The following is a 19,969-nucleotide window of genomic DNA, read 5'->3' on the forward strand; positions in this document are numbered from 1 at the left end:
TGCGGCAGGACGTCGCACCGGCGTCGATGCGGCAGGACGTCGCACCGACGCTACAGCACGTAGACGAACAGGAACAGCATCAGCCACACCACGTCGACGAAGTGCCAGTACCACGCGGCGGCTTCGAAGCCGAAGTGGTTGTCGCGGGTGAAATGCCCCTTCGACGAGCGCAGCCACATCACCGCCAGCATGATCGTGCCCAGCAGCACGTGCGCACCGTGGAAGCCGGTGAGCATGAAGAAGGTGGAGCCGTAGATGCCCGAACCCAGGGTGAGGTTGAGTTCCTTGTAGGCGTGGATGTACTCCTCCACCTGCAGGGTCAGGAAGCCCACGCCGAGCAGCACGGTGATGCCCAGCCAGACCAGCAGCTGGCGGCGGTGACCGGCCTTGAGCGCGTGATGCGCGATGGTCAGGGTGACGCCGGAGGTGAGCAGGATCAGCGTATTGATCAGCGGCAGGCCCCAGGCCGGAATGGTCTGGAAGTGCCCACCGATCGCGCCGGGGCCGTTGGTCGGCCACGCCGCCGAATACCCGTCCCACAGCAGCTCATTGGTCATCACGCCGTCGCCCGCGCCGCCCAGCCACGGCAGGCCCAGGTTGCGGGTGTAGAACAGCGCGCCGAAGAACGCGCCGAAGAACATCACTTCGGAGAAGATGAACCACACCATCCCCATCCGGAACGAGCCATCCACCTGGCGGTTGTAGCTGCCGGCCTGCGATTCGCGCACCACGTCGCTGAACCACCAGAACAGGGTCAGCACCAGCATTGCGATGCCGGTGTAGAAGGTCCACTTGCCCCAGCTGGAATCATTGAGCCAGCTGGCCACGCCGACCATGGTCACCATCATCGCAATGGAACCGATGAACGGCCATTTGCTGTGCGTGGGCACGAAGTACACGTTCGCATCGGGGCTTTGCTGGGCCATGGTCTTGGGTCCGGTCCGGATCAGGGAGCTGCACGCGCGCCGGTCGGCAGGCTGGCCGGAGCCAGCTGCGCGGACAAGGCGTCGTTCTTGTAGAAGGTGTAGGACAGGGTGATCGTGGTGATGTTGGCCGGCAGGTCGGGATCGACGATGAAGCGCACCGGCATGTCGCGTTTCTCGCCGGCCTGCAGGGTCTGCGCGGTGAAGCAGAAGCACTCGGTCTTGCTGAAGTAGCCCGATGCCTTGGCCGGTGCCACCGACGGCACGGCACTGCCGACCAGCGCGCGATCGCTGTCGTTACGTGCGTAATACAGCGCCTCGTTGAGCTCGCCGGGCACCACGTCCATCGTCAGCTGTTCGGGATGGAACGCCCAGGGCAACTTGGAATTCACTCCACCATCGAACTCCACCCGCACCGTGCGCTTGCCGGTGGCGGCTGCAGTGCCTGCCGCCGCGCCGGGGCCACGCTCCAGGCGCACGCCGAACACCTTCTCGCAGGCGATGCGGTACAGCGGTACCAGCGAGAAGGTCAGCACGAACACCGCCAGCGCCACCCCGATCAGGCGGGGCAGGCCCGCATGACGCGCGGGTGCCGGGCGCGGATCGCTCATCGCCCGATCACCCCGCTGAGGATGAAGCCGCCATAGACCATCAGCGCGACGATCCCGACCACCCAGGCGGTGCGATGCGCGCGGCGACGTTGCAGGGCCTGCTCATCCGGCGTGCGGGTGGTACTGGTCATGAGCGGCCTCAATGGGTGATGTCGTCATGGGCCAGATCACCCGGACGGATGGTCGGCGGCGTGGTGAAGGTATGCGCCGGTGCGGGCGAGGGAATCGTCCACTCCAGGCCACGTGCGCCTTCCCAGCAGCGGTCGGCGGCCTTCTCGCCGTGACGCAGCGAGTGCCACAGGATCGCGGCCATCATGAAGGGCGTGACGAACATGCCGAACGCGCCGATCGAGCTGATCAGGTTCCAGTCGGCGAAGGCCACGCTGTAATCGGGAATACGCCGCGGCATGCCGGCCAGGCCGAGGAAGTGCTGCGGGAAGAACAGCAGGTTCACGAACACGATCGACCACCAGAAATGCACCTTGGCCCAGGTTTCGCTGTACATGCGCCCGGTCCATTTCGGCCACCAGTAATACACCGCGGCGATCAACCCGAACACGGCACCGGTGACCAGTACGTAGTGGAAATGCGCGACCACGAAGTAAGTGTCGTGGTATTGGAAATCGGCCACCACGATCGCCAGCATCAGGCCGGAGAAGCCGCCGATGGTGAACAGGATCACGAAGGCCACCGCCCACAGCATCGGCGCTTCGAAGGTGAGCGAGCCGCGCCACATGGTGCTGACCCAGTTGAACACCTTCACCCCGGTCGGGATGGAGATGAGCATCGTGGCGAACATGAAGTAGATCTCGCCGCCCAGCGGCATGCCCACGGTGAACATGTGGTGGGCCCAGACGATGAAGGACAGGAACGCGATCGCGGCGATCGCGTAGACCATGGCCTGGTAGCCGAACAGCGGCTTGCGGCTGAACGTGGGGATGATCTCGCTGACCACGCCGAACGCCGGCAGGATCATGATGTAGACCTCCGGGTGCCCGAAGAACCAGAAGATGTGCTGGTACATCACCGGGTCACCGCCACCGGCGGCGTTGAAGAAGCTGGTGCCGAAGAACTTGTCGGTGAGCAGCATCGTCACCGCACCGGCCAGCACCGGCATCACCGCGATCAGCAGGAAGGCGGTGATCAGCCAGGCCCAGCAGAAGATCGGCATCTTCAGCAGATCGATGCCGGGCGCCCGCATGTTGAGAACGGTGGCGATGATGTTGATCGCGCCCATGATCGAGCTGATGCCGGCCACGTGGATGGCGAACACGCTGAAGGCCACGTTGTAGCCACCCTGCAGCGACAGCGGCGGGTACAGCGTCCAGCCACCGGCCGGTGCGCCGCCGGGCAGGAACAGGGTCAGCAGCAGCAGGCTGAAGGCCACCGGCAGCAGCCAGAACGACCAGTTGTTCATGCGCGGCAGCGCCATGTCCGGCGCACCGATCTGCAGCGGGATCATCCAGTTCGCCAGGCCGACGAAGGCCGGCATCACGCCACCGAAGATCATCACCAGCGCATGCACGGTGGTCATCTGGTTGAAGAACTCGGGCTTGACGAACTGCAGGCCCGGTTGCGCCAGCTCAGCGCGGATGATCACGCTCATCGCCGCACCGATGATGAACATGATGAAGCTGAAGAGCAGGTAGAGCGTGCCGATGTCCTTGTGGTTGGTCGAGAAGAACCAACGCTCGAAGAACCCCTGCTGATGCCCGTGATGCCCGTCGTGGTCAACTGCGGAATGCGCCATCGCAACTACACCTCACTGTATCCGGTGGTACCCGCATCCGCCGGCTGGCGGACGCGGCTCGATTTCAGGCGTTGCTGTCTGTTGCTGCCACGGCAGGCTCGCTGGCCGGTGCCGGTGCCGGTGCCGGTGCCGGGGTGGCCTCGGCCGGGGCAGCCGGCGCGGGCGCCGGAGCGGCCTGCGGTGCAGGGGCCGGCGCAGGCTTTCTGGAGGCCAGCCATTTCTGGTAATCCTCCTTGGAGACCGCCTCGACCACGATCGGCATGAAGCCATGATCCTTGCCACACAGCTCGGCGCACTGGCCGCGGTACACGCCGACCTGTTCGATGTTGGTCCAGGCCTCGTTGATGAAGCCGGGAATCGCATCCTGCTTCCAGCCCAGCGCCGGCACCCACCATGCGTGGATGACGTCGTCGGAGGTGATCACGAAGCGCACCTTGGTATCGACCGGCAGCACCAGGCGGTTGTCGACATCCAGCAGATAATGCGGATGGCTGTCGCGGGTCGGCACCACGCCACTCTGGCGGACACGGTCGGACTCACGGTCCAGGCGGCTGGTGAAGCTGACGTTCTCGCCGAGGTATTCGTACTTCCACATCCACTGATACCCGGTGACCTTGACGGTCATTTCCGAATCGCGGGTGTCGTAGAACTTGATCAGATTGGCCGTGGCCGGCCAGGCCATCACCACCAGGATGATCACCGGAATCACCGTCCAGATCACCTCTGCCTTGGTGTTGTGGCTGAAGGTGGCGGCGACCGCGCCCTTGGATTTGCGGAATTTGAAGATCGCGTAGAACAGCGCGCCGAACACCAGCACGCCGATCACGGTACACACCCACAGCGAGAACAGGTTGGACTCCCACGCCAACCGCGAGCTCTGGGTCACCCCCTTGCCCATGTTCAATTGCCACGGTTTGGGGTCGGCCGCCTGGGCCCACGCCATGGCCGGCGCCAGCAGCGCAGCCCCGCCCAACACTGACTTCCCGAACGTCCTGCCCCACTTTCTGCATTGCTTCATTGCCTAGACCCTTAGCGTCGTCGGTTGCGGCCGTCATTGGCCGCGAGCAAGCCTTCTAGTTTCTGAGCCAGTACCTGGCGTTCGGCCGGTGCGAGGAAACTCCCCACGTCCACCTGCCGACCGCTGGATGCCAGCCGGACTCTGCGCTCGTCGGCGATCAGCCTCACCCAGTGCGGGTGGGCGCTGAACACCGGCGAATGCCCGGGTGCGGGAATCACTTCCACACACGCCGGCACTACCCGGATCTCTTCCTGCCGTTCTCCACTGCGCCACACCGTGCGCAGCGCCACTGCCAGCAAAACGCTGTACAGCAGAGCAAACACGGGGGCGAATACGTTGCCGGTGAACCAGCCCAGGCCGGCCGCCAGCCACATCACCCCCGCCAACACCACAAACAACAGGACGAACTGCCGGGCATCGAGCGCCCGTGGGGGGCGCAGCCGCAGTTGCGTCCCTGATCCGTCCGGAGCGATGAGCACCTCGATCATGTCGCAACCGCGTTTTTCCTGCCGCGGGAAACGTCTCGATGGTAGCCCCGCTCTCCAGCGAGTAGCAAGGGTCCATTCACAGTTTCAGGAATGTTGCAATACAGCATTGCCTGCGGCGGCGGTTTTGACGAAAACAGCACAATAAGTAGCGGGCGGGTCGAATCCGCCGAATCCCCCTGTATGAAAGGCTATACGCCGCATGGGCGTGGGCACGAAAACCGCTTGACTCGCCAAAAAAACGATTAAAATGGTCAAGTTCTCCACGAGCCGACCGGCATGACTGCATCCTCTGTCCTTCCCCCTGCCCCGGCATCGTCCGGCGCCGCCCGCCCGCCGCTGCTGTCCCCCGAGCTGCCGGCCGTTCCCAACGCGTTCCGCCAGGCGATCACCGATGCCTGGTTGAAGGACGAGGCCAGCCATGTGCGCGAGCTGCTCGAGCAGGCCCGCCTGCCCGCTGCCGAGCAGGCCAAGGTGCAGGCCACCGCTGCCGACCTGGTCAAGCGCGTGCGCGTGCGTGCCCAGGACCAGGGCGCGATCGAAGCCTTCATGCGCCAGTACGATCTGGGCAGCGAAGAAGGCGTGCTGCTGATGTGCGTGGCCGAAGCGCTGCTGCGCATTCCGGACCAGGAGACCGCTGACAAGCTGATCCGCGACAAGCTCGGCGATGCTGACTGGAAGAAGCACATGGGCGGCAGCGACTCGGTGCTGGTCAACGCCTCCACCTGGGGCCTGATGCTGACCGGCCGCCTGGTCCAGATCAACGATGCCACCCGCGCCGATGTGCCGGGCGCGTTCAAGCGCCTGATCGGCCGCGTGGGTGAGCCGGTGATCCGCCTGGCCGTGCGCCAGGCGATGAAGATCATGGGCCACCAGTTCGTCATGGGCCGCACCATTGACGAAGCGCTGTCGCGCTCGCACAAGGGCGACAACGCCAGCTACCGCTATTCGTTCGACATGCTCGGCGAAGGCGCGCTGACCATGAAGGACGCCAAGCGTTACCTGGAAGACTACCGTCGCGCGATCCACTCGATCGGTGGTGACCACAAGGCCCGCGGCGGCCGTCCCGATGGCGACGTCAATTCGGCACCGGGCATCTCGATCAAGCTCTCCGCGCTGTACCCGCGCTACGAGCACGCCAAGCGCGCACGCGTCATGGCCGACCTGGTGCCGGGCGTGCTGGAACTGGCGCAGCTGGCCAAGTCGTACGGCATCGGCTGCACCGTCGACGCCGAAGAAACCGACCGCCTGGAACTGTCGCTGGACATCATCGAGACCGTGGTCAGCGATGCCTCGCTGGCCGGCTGGGAAGGCTTCGGTGTGGTCGTGCAGTCCTACCAGAAGCGCACCCCGTACACGATCGACTACCTGGCCGACCTGGCCCGTCGCATCGGTCGCCGCCTGCAGGTGCGCCTGGTCAAGGGCGCGTATTGGGATGCGGAGATCAAGCGCGCGCAGATCGACGGCCTGCCGGCCTACCCGGTGTTTACCCGCAAGCAGAACACCGACGTCTCCTACCTGGCCTGCGCCAAGCGTCTGTTCACGCACAGCGATGCGATCTACCCGATGTTCGCCACGCACAACGCGCACACCATCGCGGCCGTGCAGGCGATCGCCAAGGGCGGCCAGTACGAGCACCAGAAGCTGCACGGCATGGGCGATGACCTGTATGCCGAAGTGGTGCCGGCCGACCGTCTGAACGTGCCGTGCCGCGTGTATGCGCCGGTCGGTTCGCATGAAGACCTGCTGCCGTACCTGGTGCGTCGCCTGCTTGAAAACGGCGCCAATTCCAGCTTCGTCAACCGCATCACTGACGAGAACGTGGCCATCGACGACCTGATCCGCGATCCGGTGGAAGTGGTCTCCTCGTTCGCGTCCATCCCGCATCCGAAAATCCCGCTGCCGGTCGATCTGCTGCGCAGCCAGAACCATGACAGGAAGAACTCCATGGGCGTCAATCTCGCCAACGACAACGATCTGCGCGCCCTGGCCGAGCAGCTCAACGCGGCCGTGAAGCCGTGGCACGCCGCGCCGCTGGTGCCGGGTGCCAACCCGACCGGCGCACTGTTGAACGTGACCAACCCGGCCGACACGCGCCAGGTGGTGGGCCAGTGGCAGCCGGCCGACAGCGCCACCGTCGAGAAGGCACTGGCCAATGCCGTGGCCGCGCAGCCGGCCTGGAACCGCACCCCCGCCGCCAGCCGCGCGGCGATCCTGGAACACGCCGCCGACCAGCTGGAAGCGCGCATGCCCGAGTTCATGGCGCTGTGCGTCAAGGAAGCCGGCAAGAGCCTGCCCGACGGCATCGCCGAAGTACGCGAAGCGGTCGACTTCCTGCGCTACTACGCCAAGCAGGCGCGCGAGCAGTTCGGCCACGCCGAAAAGCTGCCGAGCCCGACCGGTGAATCCAACGAACTGCAGCTGCATGGCCGCGGTGTGTTCGTCTGCATCAGCCCGTGGAACTTCCCGCTGGCGATTTTCCTGGGCCAGGTCAGCGCCGCGCTCGCCGCCGGCAACAGCGTGATCGCCAAGCCGGCCGAGCAGACCAACCTGATCGGCTATTACGCGGTGAAGCTGCTGCTCGACGCCGGCGTGCCCGAAGGCGTGCTGCAGTTCCTGCCGGGCGACGGCGCGACCGTCGGTGCCGCACTGACCGCCGACCCGCGCGTGGCCGGCGTGGCCTTCACCGGCTCGACCGACACCGCCCGTGCGATCAACCGCGCGATGGCCGCACGCGACGCTGCGATCGGTGTGCTGATCGCCGAAACCGGCGGCCAGAATGCCTTCATCGCCGACTCCTCGGCGCTGCCGGAGCAGCTGGTCAAGGATGCGATCGGGTCGGCCTTCACCTCCGCTGGCCAGCGCTGCTCGGCCGCACGCGTGCTGTTCGTGCAGGACGACATCGCCGACAAGGTAATGACCATGTTGTCCGGCGCGATGGCTGAACTGAAGGTCGGTGACCCGGGCCTGCTGTCGACCGATGTCGGCCCGGTGATCGACGCCGATGCACTGCAGATTCTCAAGGATCACGCGGTGCGCATGGAGAAGGACGCGCGCCTGATCGCCGCTGCCACGCTCAGCGACGACGCCGCGCACGGCACCTTCTTCGCCCCGCGTGCGTACGAGCTGAAGAACCTGGACCAGCTGCACAAGGAGATCTTCGGGCCGGTGCTGCACGTGATCCGCTGGAAGGGCGACCAGCTCGATGCGGTGATCGACCAGATCAACGCGACCGGCTACGGCCTGACCCTGGGCGTGCATTCGCGCATCGATGAAACCGTGGACCGCATTTCATCGCGCATCAACGTCGGCAACGTGTACGTCAACCGCAACCAGATCGGTGCGGTGGTCGGCGTGCAGCCGTTCGGCGGCCAGGGCCTGTCCGGTACCGGCCCCAAGGCCGGCGGCCCGCACTACCTGCTGCGCTTTGCCACCGAGAAGACCGTCACCGTGAACACCACAGCAGCCGGCGGCAATGCCTCGCTGCTGACCCTGGGCGACTGATCTCCGGCGTCCTGCGGTAAACAAAAAACCCCGCGAAAGCGGGGTTTTTTGTGGGCTTCGGCCGGCGCCAGACGTTGCCGGCCATCAGCCGGGATCACGGCGTTTCGATGGACTCGATCTGGTCCTGCATCAGCAGCTCGTTACCCATGTAACGCTCGAACTTGATGCGCCCGAAGCCGGCGGCGTACCACGCCTCGATGCGGTTGTCTTCGAAGGTCGCGGTGACGTGGCAGGTGTCCTTGAACGTGCGCGGCTGGTTGTCGACGTCCGCTTCAATGTCTTCGAAACCGACGAAGGTGTAGTCGGAGAAGCCGTCGTAGTCGATCGGTTCAACGGTTTCGTCGACATGGTTCGTGCGCTCGCCAGCGCCGGTGACCTCGAAACGATCGCCCGGCTTGGCGCTCTGCGGGAACGTCGGCGCCGGCTTGAAGGTATCGGTCCGCGTGGGGCCGTCGCTGGACATGCTGTAACGCTCCTGGCCCAGCAGCTGGCGGCCGCTGATGTCATGGAACGTGGCCATCCCGATGCCACCACCGGCACTGTGCATCTTGATGGCGTTCTGGCCAGCGAAGGTCACTTTTTCGATGGTCAGCGTTTCATCGGCATTCGACCAGGACAGACCCGGGGTCAAGGTGAAACAGGCAGCGAACTCCGGCGCGGCCGCTGCGGGCAGCGAGACGGCGGCGAGTGCCATGGCAAGGGTGGAGCGAAATAGAGCAGACGTCATGGGAGAATCCGTGGGAGGAGAGTGGAGGCAAAACGACATTGCGCTGGCGACCTGCGTCTCCAGCGGGAGGTTGATTCGGTGGTGCTGCCTAGGCCAGGAGTGACGCCAGATCGAGATGGCGCAGCTGCGCTTCCAGGGTTTGCAGGCTGGTCCAGGGCAGAATGGGCGAATTCTGACGCTCATCCGGCGGATGCGTCCGCAACGTATCGGACCAGCCACCGCATCCTTCCAGCGGCAACAACGGCCGCTTGTGCAGCCACGCCAGGCAGACTTCGGAGATGGTGCCCGCGCGACCGCCAATGACGATGCAGGCATCGCCGGCCAAGGCCATCATCAGGTTGCGGGCATCGCCCATGCCACACGGCAACACGACGGTTGCCGGCCAGTCAGCCGCCGGCATCACATCAGGGGGAATGATGCTGACCACCAGGCCGCCTGCGGCTATCGCGCGCTCGGCGGCCACACGGGTGGCAGGACTTCCACAGCCGCTGACGACAGTGATGCCGAGTCTGGCCATCAACGCGCCAGCGTCTCCAGCCAATTCGTACGCGGCGGAACCCGGTTCGGCGCTGCCCAGAATGCAGACCTGCGGTCGTCGATACGGAGCGTTCATTCATATCCTTTTAAATGATCGTGCCGGTGTAGCGATCGGCGCGGCTGTGAATGCTATCGCGTCACGCATTCGGCGTGCACCTCCGAATCGATTCACGTTCACTCGCCAGATGCAGTGACCTGCGTCTGGATCAGGCGGTCGCCGACTGCGATTGCAGATGCCCGTAACCGGCCGCCTGCACGAAGTCGTTCAAGTGCCACAGTCGGCCGTTGGCGGCCCAATGGCCATCGGCGATATCGGTCATCACGATGGAACTCAGCAGCACGCGTGGATCGCCCGGTGCCACGCAACCGGCGATGGCGTCGTGCAGGTGCAGCGCGTAGTCGGCGCGTTGCTGCGCATCCAGCACGCCCTGCGGAATCCGCACCTCGACCTGGCAGGGAATGCCGCGTGCGCCGATATCCTGGCCGCCACACACCCAGTGGCCGGCCGCGATTTCCTGCAGCATCACCCAGCACAGGCGCTGCTGAGCTGGCTCGGCACCCAAGCCGCTGGCGCGGACGGCGGCGTCATGCACCGCCTGTAGCAGGCGTTGCCGGGTAGCGGCGTCGAACGCGTTGGCGGGAAGGGTGAGGGTGATGTCGGGCATGCGGATCGACCGGTTGCGTAAAGGGACTCCATTGGAGCCGAACGCCGCACCGGGCAACATCGGCCGATCTGACATCTTTCGTGCACAATCAGCCAATGCACGATTTCACTGTCATCGTCCTGCCGGGTGCGTTCGCCTCCAGCGTCGCGCTCACCTTGGACATCCTCACCACGGCCGCCACCCTCGCCCCGCGCCTGGGTCTGCCGGTGCCGCGCTGGCAGGTCTGCAGCCCGGCACGCGGCGCTGTCCGCCTGGGCACGCACCTGCAGTTGCGTGCCGCGCCGATGCCACGCGTGGCCGATGCGCAGGCGTGCTGGATCGTGCCAGGGCTGGGCGTGGAGGATCCCGACACCATCGCACAGCGGCTGGGCGAGCCCGACATCCCGGGGGTGGTGCGGGCCCTGCGCGCGCATGTGGCGGCCGGTGGGCATGTCGCGGCCTCCTGCGCATCGGTGTTCCTGTTGCAGGCCGCCGGGCTGCTCACCGGGCGCAGCGTGACCACCACCTGGTGGCTGGCCGGCGCGCTGCAGCGGCAAGCCCCGGAGTGCCGGGTCGATCCGGACCGGATGGTGATCGACGACGCGCCGCTGATCACGGCCGGTGCTGCGCTCGGGCACACCGACCTGATGCTGTACCTGCTCCGGCAGCGCTTTGGCCCGGCGCTTCCCGATGCGGTGGCGAGGGCCCTGCTGCTGGATCGCCGGCAGCTGCAATCGCCGTTCATGGTCCCGGCGATGATGGCGCAGGGCAATGCACTGATCGCCTCGCTCACCGCCCACATCGAAGCCACGCTGCCGGCCACGGTGAGTGTCGGTGCGCTGGCGGCGCATGTCGGCATGTCCACGCGCACACTGTCGCGGCAGGTGGGCAAGGCGACCGGACAGGGGCCGCTGCACCTGATCCGCAGCGTGCAGTTGAACCAGGCGCGCACCCTGCTGGAGAACAGCCGCTACTCGGTGGAGACCGTTGCCGAGCGCGTGGGCTACCGCGATCCCACCGCCCTGCGCCGGCTGATGCGCAAGCGCCTCAACGCGACGCCACGGCAGTTGCGCTGATGTGCAGCGGAACAAGGTGAGAAGGTTGCGCCCAACAAAAAACCCCGCTTTCGCGGGGTTTTCTGCTGCTGCATTCAACCGATCAGTGCTGCGTTGATCAGAACTTGTAGTTGAACGAAGCGGCCAGCACGTCGCCACGGACCTTGTACTTGCCGTTGAGCGAGTTGCCCTGGTTGTTGGTGGTACCGGCGATGTTCACGTCCGGATCCTTGGTGAACAGGTGGGTATAACCGAAGTTGTACTCGGTGTTCGCCGACGGGGTCCAACCCAGGCCCACGGACAGCCACTTGCGGCTGGTGTCCGGCACGCGCACGTCGCGGTGTGCGTTGGTGGTCGGGGTCTGATCCAGCGCGATACCGCCACGCAGGGTCACGGTGTCGCTCAGCTTGAAGTCGGTACCCAGCGAGACGAAGGTCGTATCGCGGTAGCCGAACTCCAGCACCGAATCGGGCTGGTTGGAGGCGTAATCGATGGTGACCTGGTCAAACGCGGTCGACCAGGCGGTACGGGTGACGTCACCCATCACGGTCCAGCGGTCGTTGACGTTGTGGGTGACGCTCAGCGTGGCCGAGGCCGGCAGGGTCAGCGTCGCCTTGCCCGAGGTGCTGGTGAAGCGGCCCGGCTGAGCGACAGCCAGCACGGCAGCAGCGTTGGTCGGGACATCGAAGGTGGCATCGCCGCCGGTGATCTTGTGCTCGACCTTGGAGCGGTAGCTGATGCCGATGTGGGTGTTCTCATCGGGGCTGAACAAGCCGCCGACGGTCCAGCCCACCGCATTGTTGTCGCCTTCGACGGTCAGCTTGCCATCGGCGCTGCCCGGGGCGAAGCCCGGCACGCGCGACTGCGCCAGTGCGGTGCCGAAGTCGATGTTGTTGCTCAGCTCGATGGTCAGGTGCTCGACGAACACGGACGCACCGAAGGACACGTACGGGTTGACGTCATAGGACGCGGCGAAGCCCAGGTCGATGGCCTTCATGTCGGTCTTCATGCCGCTGTAGCGGCCGACCCAGCCATTGTCGTAATCGGTCTTGAAACCGAACGGCGCGGTCAGCGAGACGCCGAAATGGGCCTTCTCACCGATCGGCATGTGGAAGTACGCGGCCGGAACCGGAGCGATCATGCCGGCGTCGCCGCCGTCACCGCCGGTCTGCGGCTGGCCGGTCGGCTTGCGGCCGGTACCGTTGAACTTGGCCGAGAAGCTGATGGCGCTCAGGTCACCCTGGACCTGCATGCCCTCAAGCTGGCGCATGCCAGCCGGGTTGACGGCCATGATGGAGGCATCGCCGGCGGCGCTGCCGGAACCGGCGAAGGCGCGACCGAGGCCCTTGGCGCTGTTTTCCTTCAGCTGGAAGGCGGCAGCGTGGACGTGGCCGACGGCCAGGACGCCGGCAATGCCGACAGCCAGGGCGGTGACGCGGGCAAGCGTGGAAGCGGTATGCATTGTTGGTTCTCTCCGGATAGCGATCATGTTTGGCAACGCGCGCCTGCGTTTCCCCTCCCTTTTCAGGTCAGGGCAACGCGCCGGATTCCCCTCCCGACATACGACGCCGTATGCGAGTATACCGAGAGCGGTTAATGAAACAATAACGCGGTTCCCCGTTCCGGCTATTCATGCTGAACGCGACATATCCCCGTCAGGTCGGCCTCCGCGCTAGGCTAGTGCCGCATGTTCGTGTCCACCCCCTCCCGCAAGAAAGCCGCTTACCGCTGGGCCACTCCCCTGCTGTTCGCCGCGCTGTGGGTGGCCTTCCTGTGGTCGATTTCGCGGCCCGATGACGCCCGCCGCAGCCTGTGGATGGACTGGGGCGCCCTCTCGACCGGCCTGACCCACCCGCTGGACTGGTGGGCGACCCTGCAGGACGGCAGCGTGCTGCGGCTGTTCACCGCGCTGTTCCTGCACGCGGACTGGTCGCACCTGCTGGGCAACCTGGTGTTCCTGCTGATCTTCGGGCTGCCGGCCGAACGCGTGCTGGGGCCGTGGCGGCTGATGCTGCTGTTCCTGGTGGGCGGGGCGATCTCGAATCTGACCGCCATCTACACGATGGGCAGCCCGGACCAGATCATCATCGGTGCCAGCGGCGCGGTGTCCGCCTTGATCGGCGCCTACCTGGCGCTGTTCCCGGGCGCGCGGCTGGGCGTGGTGATCCCGCTGGGCCTGTTTCTGGAATTCGTCCGCGCCCCGGCCTATCTGCTGATCGGGGTCTGGGCGGCGCTGCAGGTGGTGTTCGCCTACATCGGCCCAACCTTCGGCATGGTGGCCTGGTGGGCGCATATCGCCGGCTTCGTGTTCGGCCTGGGCTACGGCGTGTATGTGCGCGCGGCCATCGCGCGACGGCTGCGCAAGCGGCATGGGTTCTAGAAGAACAGCCATTGCCTGCGGGTAGTGCCGGCCGTTGGCCGGCTCCACGTACGGTTGGGTGACTGCAGCGCCGGCCAGCGGCCGGCACTACCGGTCAGGGCTTGATCGGCGCCGTCGAGGCCGGTGCCTCGGGCTTGGCCTGCGCGGGCGTCGCAGGTGCCGCCGCAGGCTTTTCGGTCGGCTTCGTATCTGCCGGCTTCGTATCTGCCGGCTTGACCGCTGCCGCTGCCGGCTTGGCCGCCGGCTTCTTCGCCGCGTCCGCCTTCTGCCTGGCCAGCACCGAACCCGGCTGCTTCAACTCGGCCAGGGCGTCATTGATCGGGCCATCACCGGGCAGCACGTCACCGGCTTTGTAGCCTTCGGTGCCTTCTTCGTCACCGCGCAGGTGGCCGGGCAACGTGGCTTCGCTGTAGTCGGTCAGGCTGGCCGGCAGGTCGTCATCGCCGGCGCGCTTTTCCGGCTGCAGCAGCACGTCGGGGATGATGCCGGTGGCCTGGATCGACTTGCCGCTCGGGGTGAAATACCGCGCCGTGGTGAGCTTCACCGAGTCACCGTTGTCCAGCGGCAGCACGGTCTGCACCGAGCCCTTGCCGAAGGTGCGGCTGCCGACCACGCGGGCGCGGCCGTTGTCGCGCAGCGCGCCGGCCAGCACTTCGGAGGCACTGGCCGAACCGGCGTCGGCCAGCACCACGACCGGCGCGCCCTTGAGCAGATCGCCCGGGGTCGCATCGAAACGGGCATCGCTGATCGAGATGCGGCCGCGGGTGCTGACGATGTTGCCCTTCTCGAGCAGATCGTCGGCCACCTGCACGGCGGCGGTGAGCAGGCCACCCGGGTTGCTGCGCAGATCCAGCACCAGGCCCTTGAGCTTGCCACCGGCCTGCTGCTGCAGCTGGCCAACGTGCTTCTGGAAATCGGCACCGGTGTCGGCCTGGAACGTGCTCAGACGGATGTAGCCATAGCCGGGTTCCAGCATCCTGCTGCGCACGCTGGTGACGCGGATGGTCTCGCGGGTGACGGTGACATCGAACGGCTTGGGCTTGCCTTCGCGCACCAGGGTCAGCACCACCTTGGTGCCGGCCACGCCGCGCAGCGGTTCGGTGGCTTCGATCGCGCTGATCGGCTTGCCGTCGATGGCGATGATCAGATCGCCGGCGAGAATGCCCGCGCGTGCGGCCGGGGTCTCGTCGATCGGCGAAATCACTTTCAGGCTGCTGTTGTCGGGCTGCTGCTGCAGCTCCACGCCGATGCCGTCGTAGGCGCCGTTGGCCTGCTCATCGAAGGCTTCGGCGTCTTCCTTGTCGAAATAGGTGCTGTGCGGATCCAGGTCCAGCAGCAGGCCACGGATGGCGGACTGCATCAGCTTCTTGTCGTCGACCGGATCCACATAGGCGGCGCGCACCGCGTTGTAGACGGCGACGTAGCGGCGGATCTCTTCCAACGGAACCCGTGAGGTCACCGCTTCTTCCGTGGTGGCCGCATCGGCCCCGCGTGCCGGCGCTTCGGCGGTCTGCTGCGCCCAGGACACCGCAGGCAACAGGGCCAGCAGCAAGGTGGCGGAACGGGCTACGCGCATGAAGCACTCCAGGATGAGCGGGGGACGGTTGACCACGCACGGGGGTGCGTCGCCCGATTATGCGCGAAGCGACGATAAATTCCCGTTGAACCCCGTGCCTGGCGGCGCGCCCGTGTTGGGCGCGGTTTATCGCCGCTGCAGCCAGCTGCCCGGGTCCACCGGCTGTCCATTGCGGCGCAGTTCGAAGTAGAGAGCGGTCACGCCCTGACCACCGGAATTGCCGACCTTGGCCACCGCCTCACCCTTCTTCACCGTGGCGCCGGCATCGCGCAGCAGCGTGTCGTTGTGCGCATAGAGGCTCATGTAGCCGTTGCCGTGATCCACGATCAGGATCATGCCGTAGCCGGTCATCCAGTCGGAGAACACCACCGTGCCATCCGCCACGGCCGTGATGGTGCTGCCAGCGGGTGCACCGATCAGCACACCACTGCTGGTGCGTCCATCGGGCAGCTTGCCACCGTAGCGGGCGAGCAGATTGCCCGACAACGGCCAGCCCAGACCACCCACCTTGGGGGCAGGCGCGGAGGCAACGGGAGGGGGCGTCTTGGTCGCTCGCGGCGGCGGGCGCGTGCCGCTCGCAGCAGCGGCGCGATCAGCCTTATCGGCCGCCGCTTTCTCCGCAGCGGCACGTCGCGCGGCAGCACGACGCTCGGCTTCAGCACGGGCGGCGGCCGCACGCAGGTTCGCGAGCAGGGTTTCCAATGCCTTGGCATCCTGGCCCAGCGCCTTCTCACGCTCGCTGCGGTCCTTGTAGCGTTCGTCCAGGGTGGCCACGGTTTCCGCACGCTCGCGGCGGTCATCGGCCAGCGTGGCGACCTGCTGTTTCTGTTGCTGCCGCGTGCCTTCCAGTGCCTTGCGGCGCTCGACGATCTCCGTCTCCACGCGTTGCAGTTCGGTGAGGTCGGCCGTCAGCGACTGGATCCGCTGCGCGCGCTCACGCTGCAGGTAGCGGTGATAGGCCAGGCTGCGGTTCGCATCGGCGACGCGGTCCTGCGACAGCAGCAGCTTCAGCGGTGCGTTGTTGCCGATGCGGTAGGCGGCGCGCAGCAGCGAGGCCAGCTCGGTCCGCTGCTGCTCCAGCCCCGCCTGCAGGGCATCGCGCTTTGACTGCAGTTCGTTCATCGCGCGGGTCTCGCGCTGCAGCGCGGTTTCGGTCTGGGCCAGGACGCGCCCGGTGCGGGCCACTTTTTCGTCGGCTTCGCGCAGCTGGCGCGAGGCCTGTCCCCGCTGCCCTTCCAGATTCCGCCGTTCCTGCGCCACGCCCTTGAGCTCGCTGCGCAGTTTCTGCAGCTTGCGCTCGGCCTCCTTGGAGGACTGCGCGGCCAGCGGGCTGGCCCCCAGAACGGCCACCGCCAGCAGCAGTGCACGCAACGCCGGGGTCAGCCATTGCGGGCGACCGCGTCCATCGGTCGGATTGTTATCCCGGCGTGAGGAAAAAGCGTTGTGGCGCAAGGGCTTTCCAGTGACTTCAGGCAGATGCGGATTGCAACGATGCATGGTGACATTCCTGCAGGCGGCCTGCCAGCCGCGCTCCACCATCGAGGTCCTCATGAAACGCTCCCTGCTTCCGCTGTTGCTGGCCCTGACGCTGCCCTGTGCGCCGGCCATCGCAAGCGACAACATCAGCAAGGTCAACGGCAGCATCTCCGCCGAGGCCGGCCAGACCTACGGGAACTTGGAGACCGTCAATGGCGGCATCAAGGTCGCCGAAGGCGTCGTCACCGGCCGCATTGAAACGGTCAACGGTGGCATCCGCGTCGCCGATCGCGCACGCACCGGCGGCATCTCCACCGTCAACGGCAGTGTGCGGGTCGGGCGCGAGGTGATTGCCAGCGGCGGGGTGGACACCGTCAATGGCGGCATCTTCCTCGATCGCGGCACGCAGGTCGACGGCAGCCTGGAAACCGTCAATGGCAGCATCGGCCTGGTCGAAACGCGCGTGGCACGCGGCATCGAGACGGTCAATGGCGACATCACCGTTGGCGTGGGCTCGCAGGTCGAGGGCGGGATCGAGGTGAAGAAGCCGAACTTCAACCTGTCGCTGACGCCCGGCCGCAAGCCGCGGGTGATCATCGGACCGAACGCGTCGGTCAATGGATCCCTGCAGTTCGAGCGCGAGGTCACCCTCTATGTGCACCGCACTGCCCGCGTCGGGCCGGTAAGCGGGGCCGTGGCCGTGCCCTTCGATACCGACACCGCACCACAGGATTGATATGGTGGTCACTGGTGCGCTGCGCACCCGCCTTTCCCGTTCCAGGAACCGATGATGCCCCGCAAACTTCTGTTGTGCCTTGCCGCTGCCGCTGCGTTGACCGCGTGCAAGGGCGAATCCACCGCGCCCACCGCGGCACCCGCCACTGACGCGGCACCGACCACGCCGGGCCATGCCTTCTCGCCCGAGATCAACGCCGGCGACTTCGCCGAGCTGGTCAAGACCCTGGCCTCCGATGAGTTCGAAGGTCGTTCGCCGGGCAGCAAGGGCGAAGAGCTGACCGTCAATTACATCCGCGACCAGATGCAGCGCATCGGCCTGCAGCCGGGCAACGGCGACAGCTGGTTCCAGGACGTGGCGATGACCGAGACCACGGCCGATGAGTCGACCGTGTTGACGCTGGACCAGGCCGGCAAGACCCGCGAGCTGAAGTTCGGCACCGACATGGTGATCGGTACCCGCAGCGGCCAGCCGGACGTGAAGGTCGAGGCCAGCGACCTGGTCTTCGTCGGCTACGGCGTGGATGCGCCGGAGCAGAAGTGGAACGACTATGCCGGCCAGGACTGGAAGGGCAAGACGGTCGTGATGTTCGTCAACGATCCCGGCTTCCACGTCAACGATGAGAAGCTGTTCGACGGCAAGCGCATGACCTATTACGGGCGCTGGACATACAAATTCGAAGAGGCCGCACGCAAGGGCGCCGCTGCCGCGCTGATCGTGCATGACACCGCCGGTGCCTCCTACGGTTGGGACGTGGTCAAGAACTCGTGGGCCGGCCCACAGTACGACCTGCCGGGCAAGGATGACCCGGAAGCGCGTCTGCCCGCACAGGGCTGGCTGAGCGCCGAAGCAGCACGCCAGTTGTTCGCCGAGGCCGGCCTGGATCTGGACAAGGCCTACAAGGACGCCAGCAAGCGCGGCTTCAAGCCGGTCCCGCTGAAGGCCAAGGTATCGTTCGATCTGAAGAGCACCATCGCCGAGAAGAAGTCGCGCAACGTGGTCGGCGTCCTGCCGGGCAGCAAGCGGGCCGATGAAGCCGTGCTCTACATGGCGCACTGGGATCACCTGGGCAAGCATGAAGGTGAGCAGGGCGACAACATCTACAACGGTGCCGTCGACAACGCGACCGGCGTGGCCGGCATCCTGGAAGTCGCCGATGCGATGGTGCACCAGCAGCCAGCGCCGGAGCGTTCGGTGGTGTTCCTGGCGGTGACGCTGGAAGAGTCCGGCCTGCTGGGCTCGAAGTACTACGTCAGCCACCCGACCTTCCCGCTGGACAAGATCGCCGGTGTGATCAACATCGATGCGATGTCGGTGGCTGGCCGTGCCAAGGACATGACCGTGACCGGCTTCGGCAGCTCCGAGCTGGAAGACATCCTCAAGCCGCTGGCGGCCAATCAGGGGCGTACCCTGCACGGCGAAACGGCGGTGCAGAGCGGCTTCTACTTCCGGTCGGATCACTTCAACTTCGCCAAGGCGGGTGTGCCGGCGCTCTATGCCGACGGGGGTGAGGATCTGCGCGACGGCGGTATCGAGGCTGGCCGCAAGGCGGCCGAGGACTATGGCAGCAACCGCTACCACGGCCCGAAGGACGAGTTCGATCCGGCGACCTGGAAGCTGGATGGCACGGTTGAGGACCTGCAGCTGCTGTACGGGGTGGGCAAGGAACTGGCCGGCGGCGACCGGTGGCCGAACTGGTACGAAGGCAATCCGTTCAAGGCGGCACGCGATGCGATGATGAAGGGCAAGGGCCCTGAGACGCCGACCGCGGAGTCTGCGCGCTGAGCGGTTGTTCGTCCTGATGTGATTTTTGTTTCATGAAAACGGCGCCTTTCGGGGCGCCGTTTTTTTTTGCGGCCGCGGCTGGCTTGGTCGGGCGTTGGGCCGCGATACCCTTGCCGGTGACGCCCCCGGCCGCCGCCTTGCGGCGACGCCCTCCTCCTTGATTTCGCCCACAAGGGCATCGCGCCCCACGTGTGGAGACCACTGGCGCCTCAAAGCAAGGTCCGGTTAGCAGTGCGCGTACCGCATCCGAGCGTCGTAGCAGTCGGTAGGCTCCTGGGCAAAATCAAGGAGGCTGGCCGCATGCGCACGACCGTACGCGTCTGCTGAGGGACTCGAAATGAGAGGCTCGCCATCCGTTGAGAGAAGAAAAAAAAACCCCGCTGCGTGAGCAGCGGGGTTTTGGGTGTAAACCCTGGCGATGACCTACTCTCGCATGGCTTAGGCCACACTACCATCGGCGCAGCTGCGTTTCACTTCCGAGTTCGGGATGGGATCGGGTGGTGCCACAGCGCTAATTTCACCAGGGAGACGGTTGGAGCAGCGCGTTGCGCCAGCTCAGCAGAGGTCTCTTCCGAGAAACAGATACCTGTAAAAACCAGGTGCCTGCAAAAAAAGGAAAACCCCGCTGCGTAAGCAGCGGGGTTTTCGGGTTAAAAACCCTGGCGATGACCTACTCTCGCATGGCTTAGGCCACACTACCATCGGCGCAGCTGCGTTTCACTTCCGAGTTCGGGATGGGATCGGGTGGTTCCACAGCGCTAA

At 65.9% G+C, this 19,969-nt stretch carries 17 protein-coding genes and 2 rRNA genes; 5 read left to right on the forward strand and 14 right to left on the reverse strand.

The window, feature by feature from the left end; translation table 11 throughout:
- Positions 1–50: 50 nt before the first annotated feature.
- From K4043_RS15040 to K4043_RS15065, 6 genes are all read right to left on the reverse strand, one after another.
- Positions 51–926: a cytochrome c oxidase subunit 3 gene (locus tag K4043_RS15040; protein ID WP_123731374.1), complete on the reverse strand. Its 876-nt coding sequence runs from the start codon at positions 924–926 to the stop codon at positions 51–53.
- Between the two features lie 20 nt (positions 927–946).
- On the reverse strand, positions 947–1,534 hold the full coding sequence (locus K4043_RS15045) for a cytochrome c oxidase assembly protein (protein WP_121042251.1): 588 nt from the start codon (positions 1,532–1,534) through the stop codon (positions 947–949).
- Entirely contained in the window at positions 1,531–1,665 is a 135-nt protein-coding gene (locus K4043_RS15050) for a hypothetical protein (RefSeq protein ID WP_265309791.1), read from the reverse strand. Before K4043_RS15050 ends, K4043_RS15045 begins: the two co-directional genes overlap by 4 nt.
- An 8-nt stretch (positions 1,666–1,673) precedes the next feature.
- A complete protein-coding gene (gene ctaD / locus K4043_RS15055; protein WP_265309792.1) occupies positions 1,674–3,284 on the reverse strand; it encodes a cytochrome c oxidase subunit I in 1,611 nt (536 codons plus the stop codon).
- Positions 3,285–3,348: 64 nt separating this feature from the next.
- Complete coding sequence (gene coxB / locus K4043_RS15060; protein WP_265309793.1) at positions 3,349–4,302, reverse strand: cytochrome c oxidase subunit II; 954 nt, start codon at positions 4,300–4,302, stop codon at positions 3,349–3,351.
- An 11-nt stretch (positions 4,303–4,313) separates the two neighbouring features.
- On the reverse strand, positions 4,314–4,790 hold the full coding sequence (locus K4043_RS15065; RefSeq protein ID WP_121042248.1) for a DUF2244 domain-containing protein: 477 nt from the start codon (positions 4,788–4,790) through the stop codon (positions 4,314–4,316).
- A gap of 276 nt (positions 4,791–5,066) precedes the next feature.
- Here K4043_RS15065 and putA point away from each other — a divergent pair, with 276 nt between their 5' ends.
- Positions 5,067–8,291 carry a bifunctional proline dehydrogenase/L-glutamate gamma-semialdehyde dehydrogenase PutA gene (gene putA / locus K4043_RS15070; RefSeq protein ID WP_265309794.1) on the forward strand — a complete coding sequence of 1,075 codons (3,225 nt, stop codon included), beginning with the start codon at positions 5,067–5,069 and terminating at the stop codon, positions 8,289–8,291.
- A gap of 94 nt (positions 8,292–8,385) precedes the next feature.
- On the opposite strand, the gene K4043_RS15075 is transcribed toward putA, so the two are convergent.
- From K4043_RS15075 to K4043_RS15085, 3 genes are all read right to left on the reverse strand, one after another.
- Positions 8,386–9,018, reverse strand: coding sequence for a hypothetical protein (locus K4043_RS15075; RefSeq protein ID WP_265309795.1), 633 nt, complete (start codon positions 9,016–9,018; stop codon positions 8,386–8,388).
- An 88-nt stretch (positions 9,019–9,106) separates the two neighbouring features.
- Complete coding sequence (locus K4043_RS15080) at positions 9,107–9,631, reverse strand: Rossmann fold nucleotide-binding protein (protein WP_123731378.1); 525 nt, start codon at positions 9,629–9,631, stop codon at positions 9,107–9,109.
- 130 nt (positions 9,632–9,761) lie between these two features.
- Positions 9,762–10,220, reverse strand: a complete 459-nt coding sequence (locus K4043_RS15085; RefSeq protein WP_265309796.1) for a hypothetical protein — start codon at positions 10,218–10,220, stop codon at positions 9,762–9,764.
- A 95-nt stretch (positions 10,221–10,315) separates the two neighbouring features.
- On the opposite strand from K4043_RS15085, the gene K4043_RS15090 reads away from it, so the two are divergent.
- Positions 10,316–11,275, forward strand: a complete 960-nt coding sequence (locus K4043_RS15090) for a helix-turn-helix domain-containing protein (RefSeq protein ID WP_265309797.1) — start codon at positions 10,316–10,318, stop codon at positions 11,273–11,275.
- A 97-nt stretch (positions 11,276–11,372) separates the two neighbouring features.
- Here K4043_RS15090 and K4043_RS15095 read toward each other — a convergent pair whose 3' ends face one another.
- Positions 11,373–12,716, reverse strand: coding sequence for an outer membrane protein transport protein (locus tag K4043_RS15095; RefSeq protein WP_123731381.1), 1,344 nt, complete (start codon positions 12,714–12,716; stop codon positions 11,373–11,375).
- Positions 12,717–12,941: 225 nt separating this feature from the next.
- Here K4043_RS15095 and K4043_RS15100 point away from each other — a divergent pair, with 225 nt between their 5' ends.
- A complete protein-coding gene (locus K4043_RS15100) occupies positions 12,942–13,634 on the forward strand; it encodes a rhomboid family intramembrane serine protease (RefSeq protein ID WP_019186003.1) in 693 nt (230 codons plus the stop codon).
- A gap of 94 nt (positions 13,635–13,728) precedes the next feature.
- Here K4043_RS15100 and K4043_RS15105 read toward each other — a convergent pair whose 3' ends face one another.
- Both K4043_RS15105 and K4043_RS15110 read right to left on the reverse strand, forming a co-directional pair.
- The gene (locus tag K4043_RS15105) at positions 13,729–15,210 is read right to left on the reverse strand and encodes a S41 family peptidase (RefSeq protein WP_265309798.1); all 1,482 of its coding nucleotides are present in this window, start codon (positions 15,208–15,210) and stop codon (positions 13,729–13,731) included.
- Between the two features lie 126 nt (positions 15,211–15,336).
- The gene (locus K4043_RS15110) at positions 15,337–16,761 is read right to left on the reverse strand and encodes a peptidoglycan DD-metalloendopeptidase family protein (RefSeq protein WP_265309799.1); all 1,425 of its coding nucleotides are present in this window, start codon (positions 16,759–16,761) and stop codon (positions 15,337–15,339) included.
- Here K4043_RS15110 and K4043_RS15115 point away from each other — a divergent pair.
- Both K4043_RS15115 and K4043_RS15120 read left to right on the forward strand, forming a co-directional pair.
- A complete protein-coding gene (locus K4043_RS15115; protein WP_265309800.1) occupies positions 16,760–17,422 on the forward strand; it encodes a hypothetical protein in 663 nt (220 codons plus the stop codon). The two genes, K4043_RS15110 and K4043_RS15115, sit on opposite strands and share 2 nt — an antisense overlap.
- Positions 17,423–17,476: 54 nt before the next feature.
- Positions 17,477–19,207, forward strand: a complete 1,731-nt coding sequence (locus K4043_RS15120; protein ID WP_265309801.1) for a M28 family metallopeptidase — start codon at positions 17,477–17,479, stop codon at positions 19,205–19,207.
- A gap of 410 nt (positions 19,208–19,617) precedes the next feature.
- Here K4043_RS15120 and rrf (K4043_RS15125) read toward each other — a convergent pair.
- Both rrf (K4043_RS15125) and rrf (K4043_RS15130) read right to left on the reverse strand, forming a co-directional pair.
- Positions 19,618–19,732, reverse strand: a 5S ribosomal RNA gene (gene rrf, locus K4043_RS15125).
- A gap of 132 nt (positions 19,733–19,864) precedes the next feature.
- A 5S ribosomal RNA gene (gene rrf / locus K4043_RS15130) occupies positions 19,865–19,969 on the reverse strand; the annotation flags it as partial.

This window comes from Stenotrophomonas sp. SRS1 (genome assembly GCF_026130205.1).
Classification (GTDB): domain Bacteria; phylum Pseudomonadota; class Gammaproteobacteria; order Xanthomonadales; family Xanthomonadaceae; genus Stenotrophomonas; species Stenotrophomonas rhizophila_B.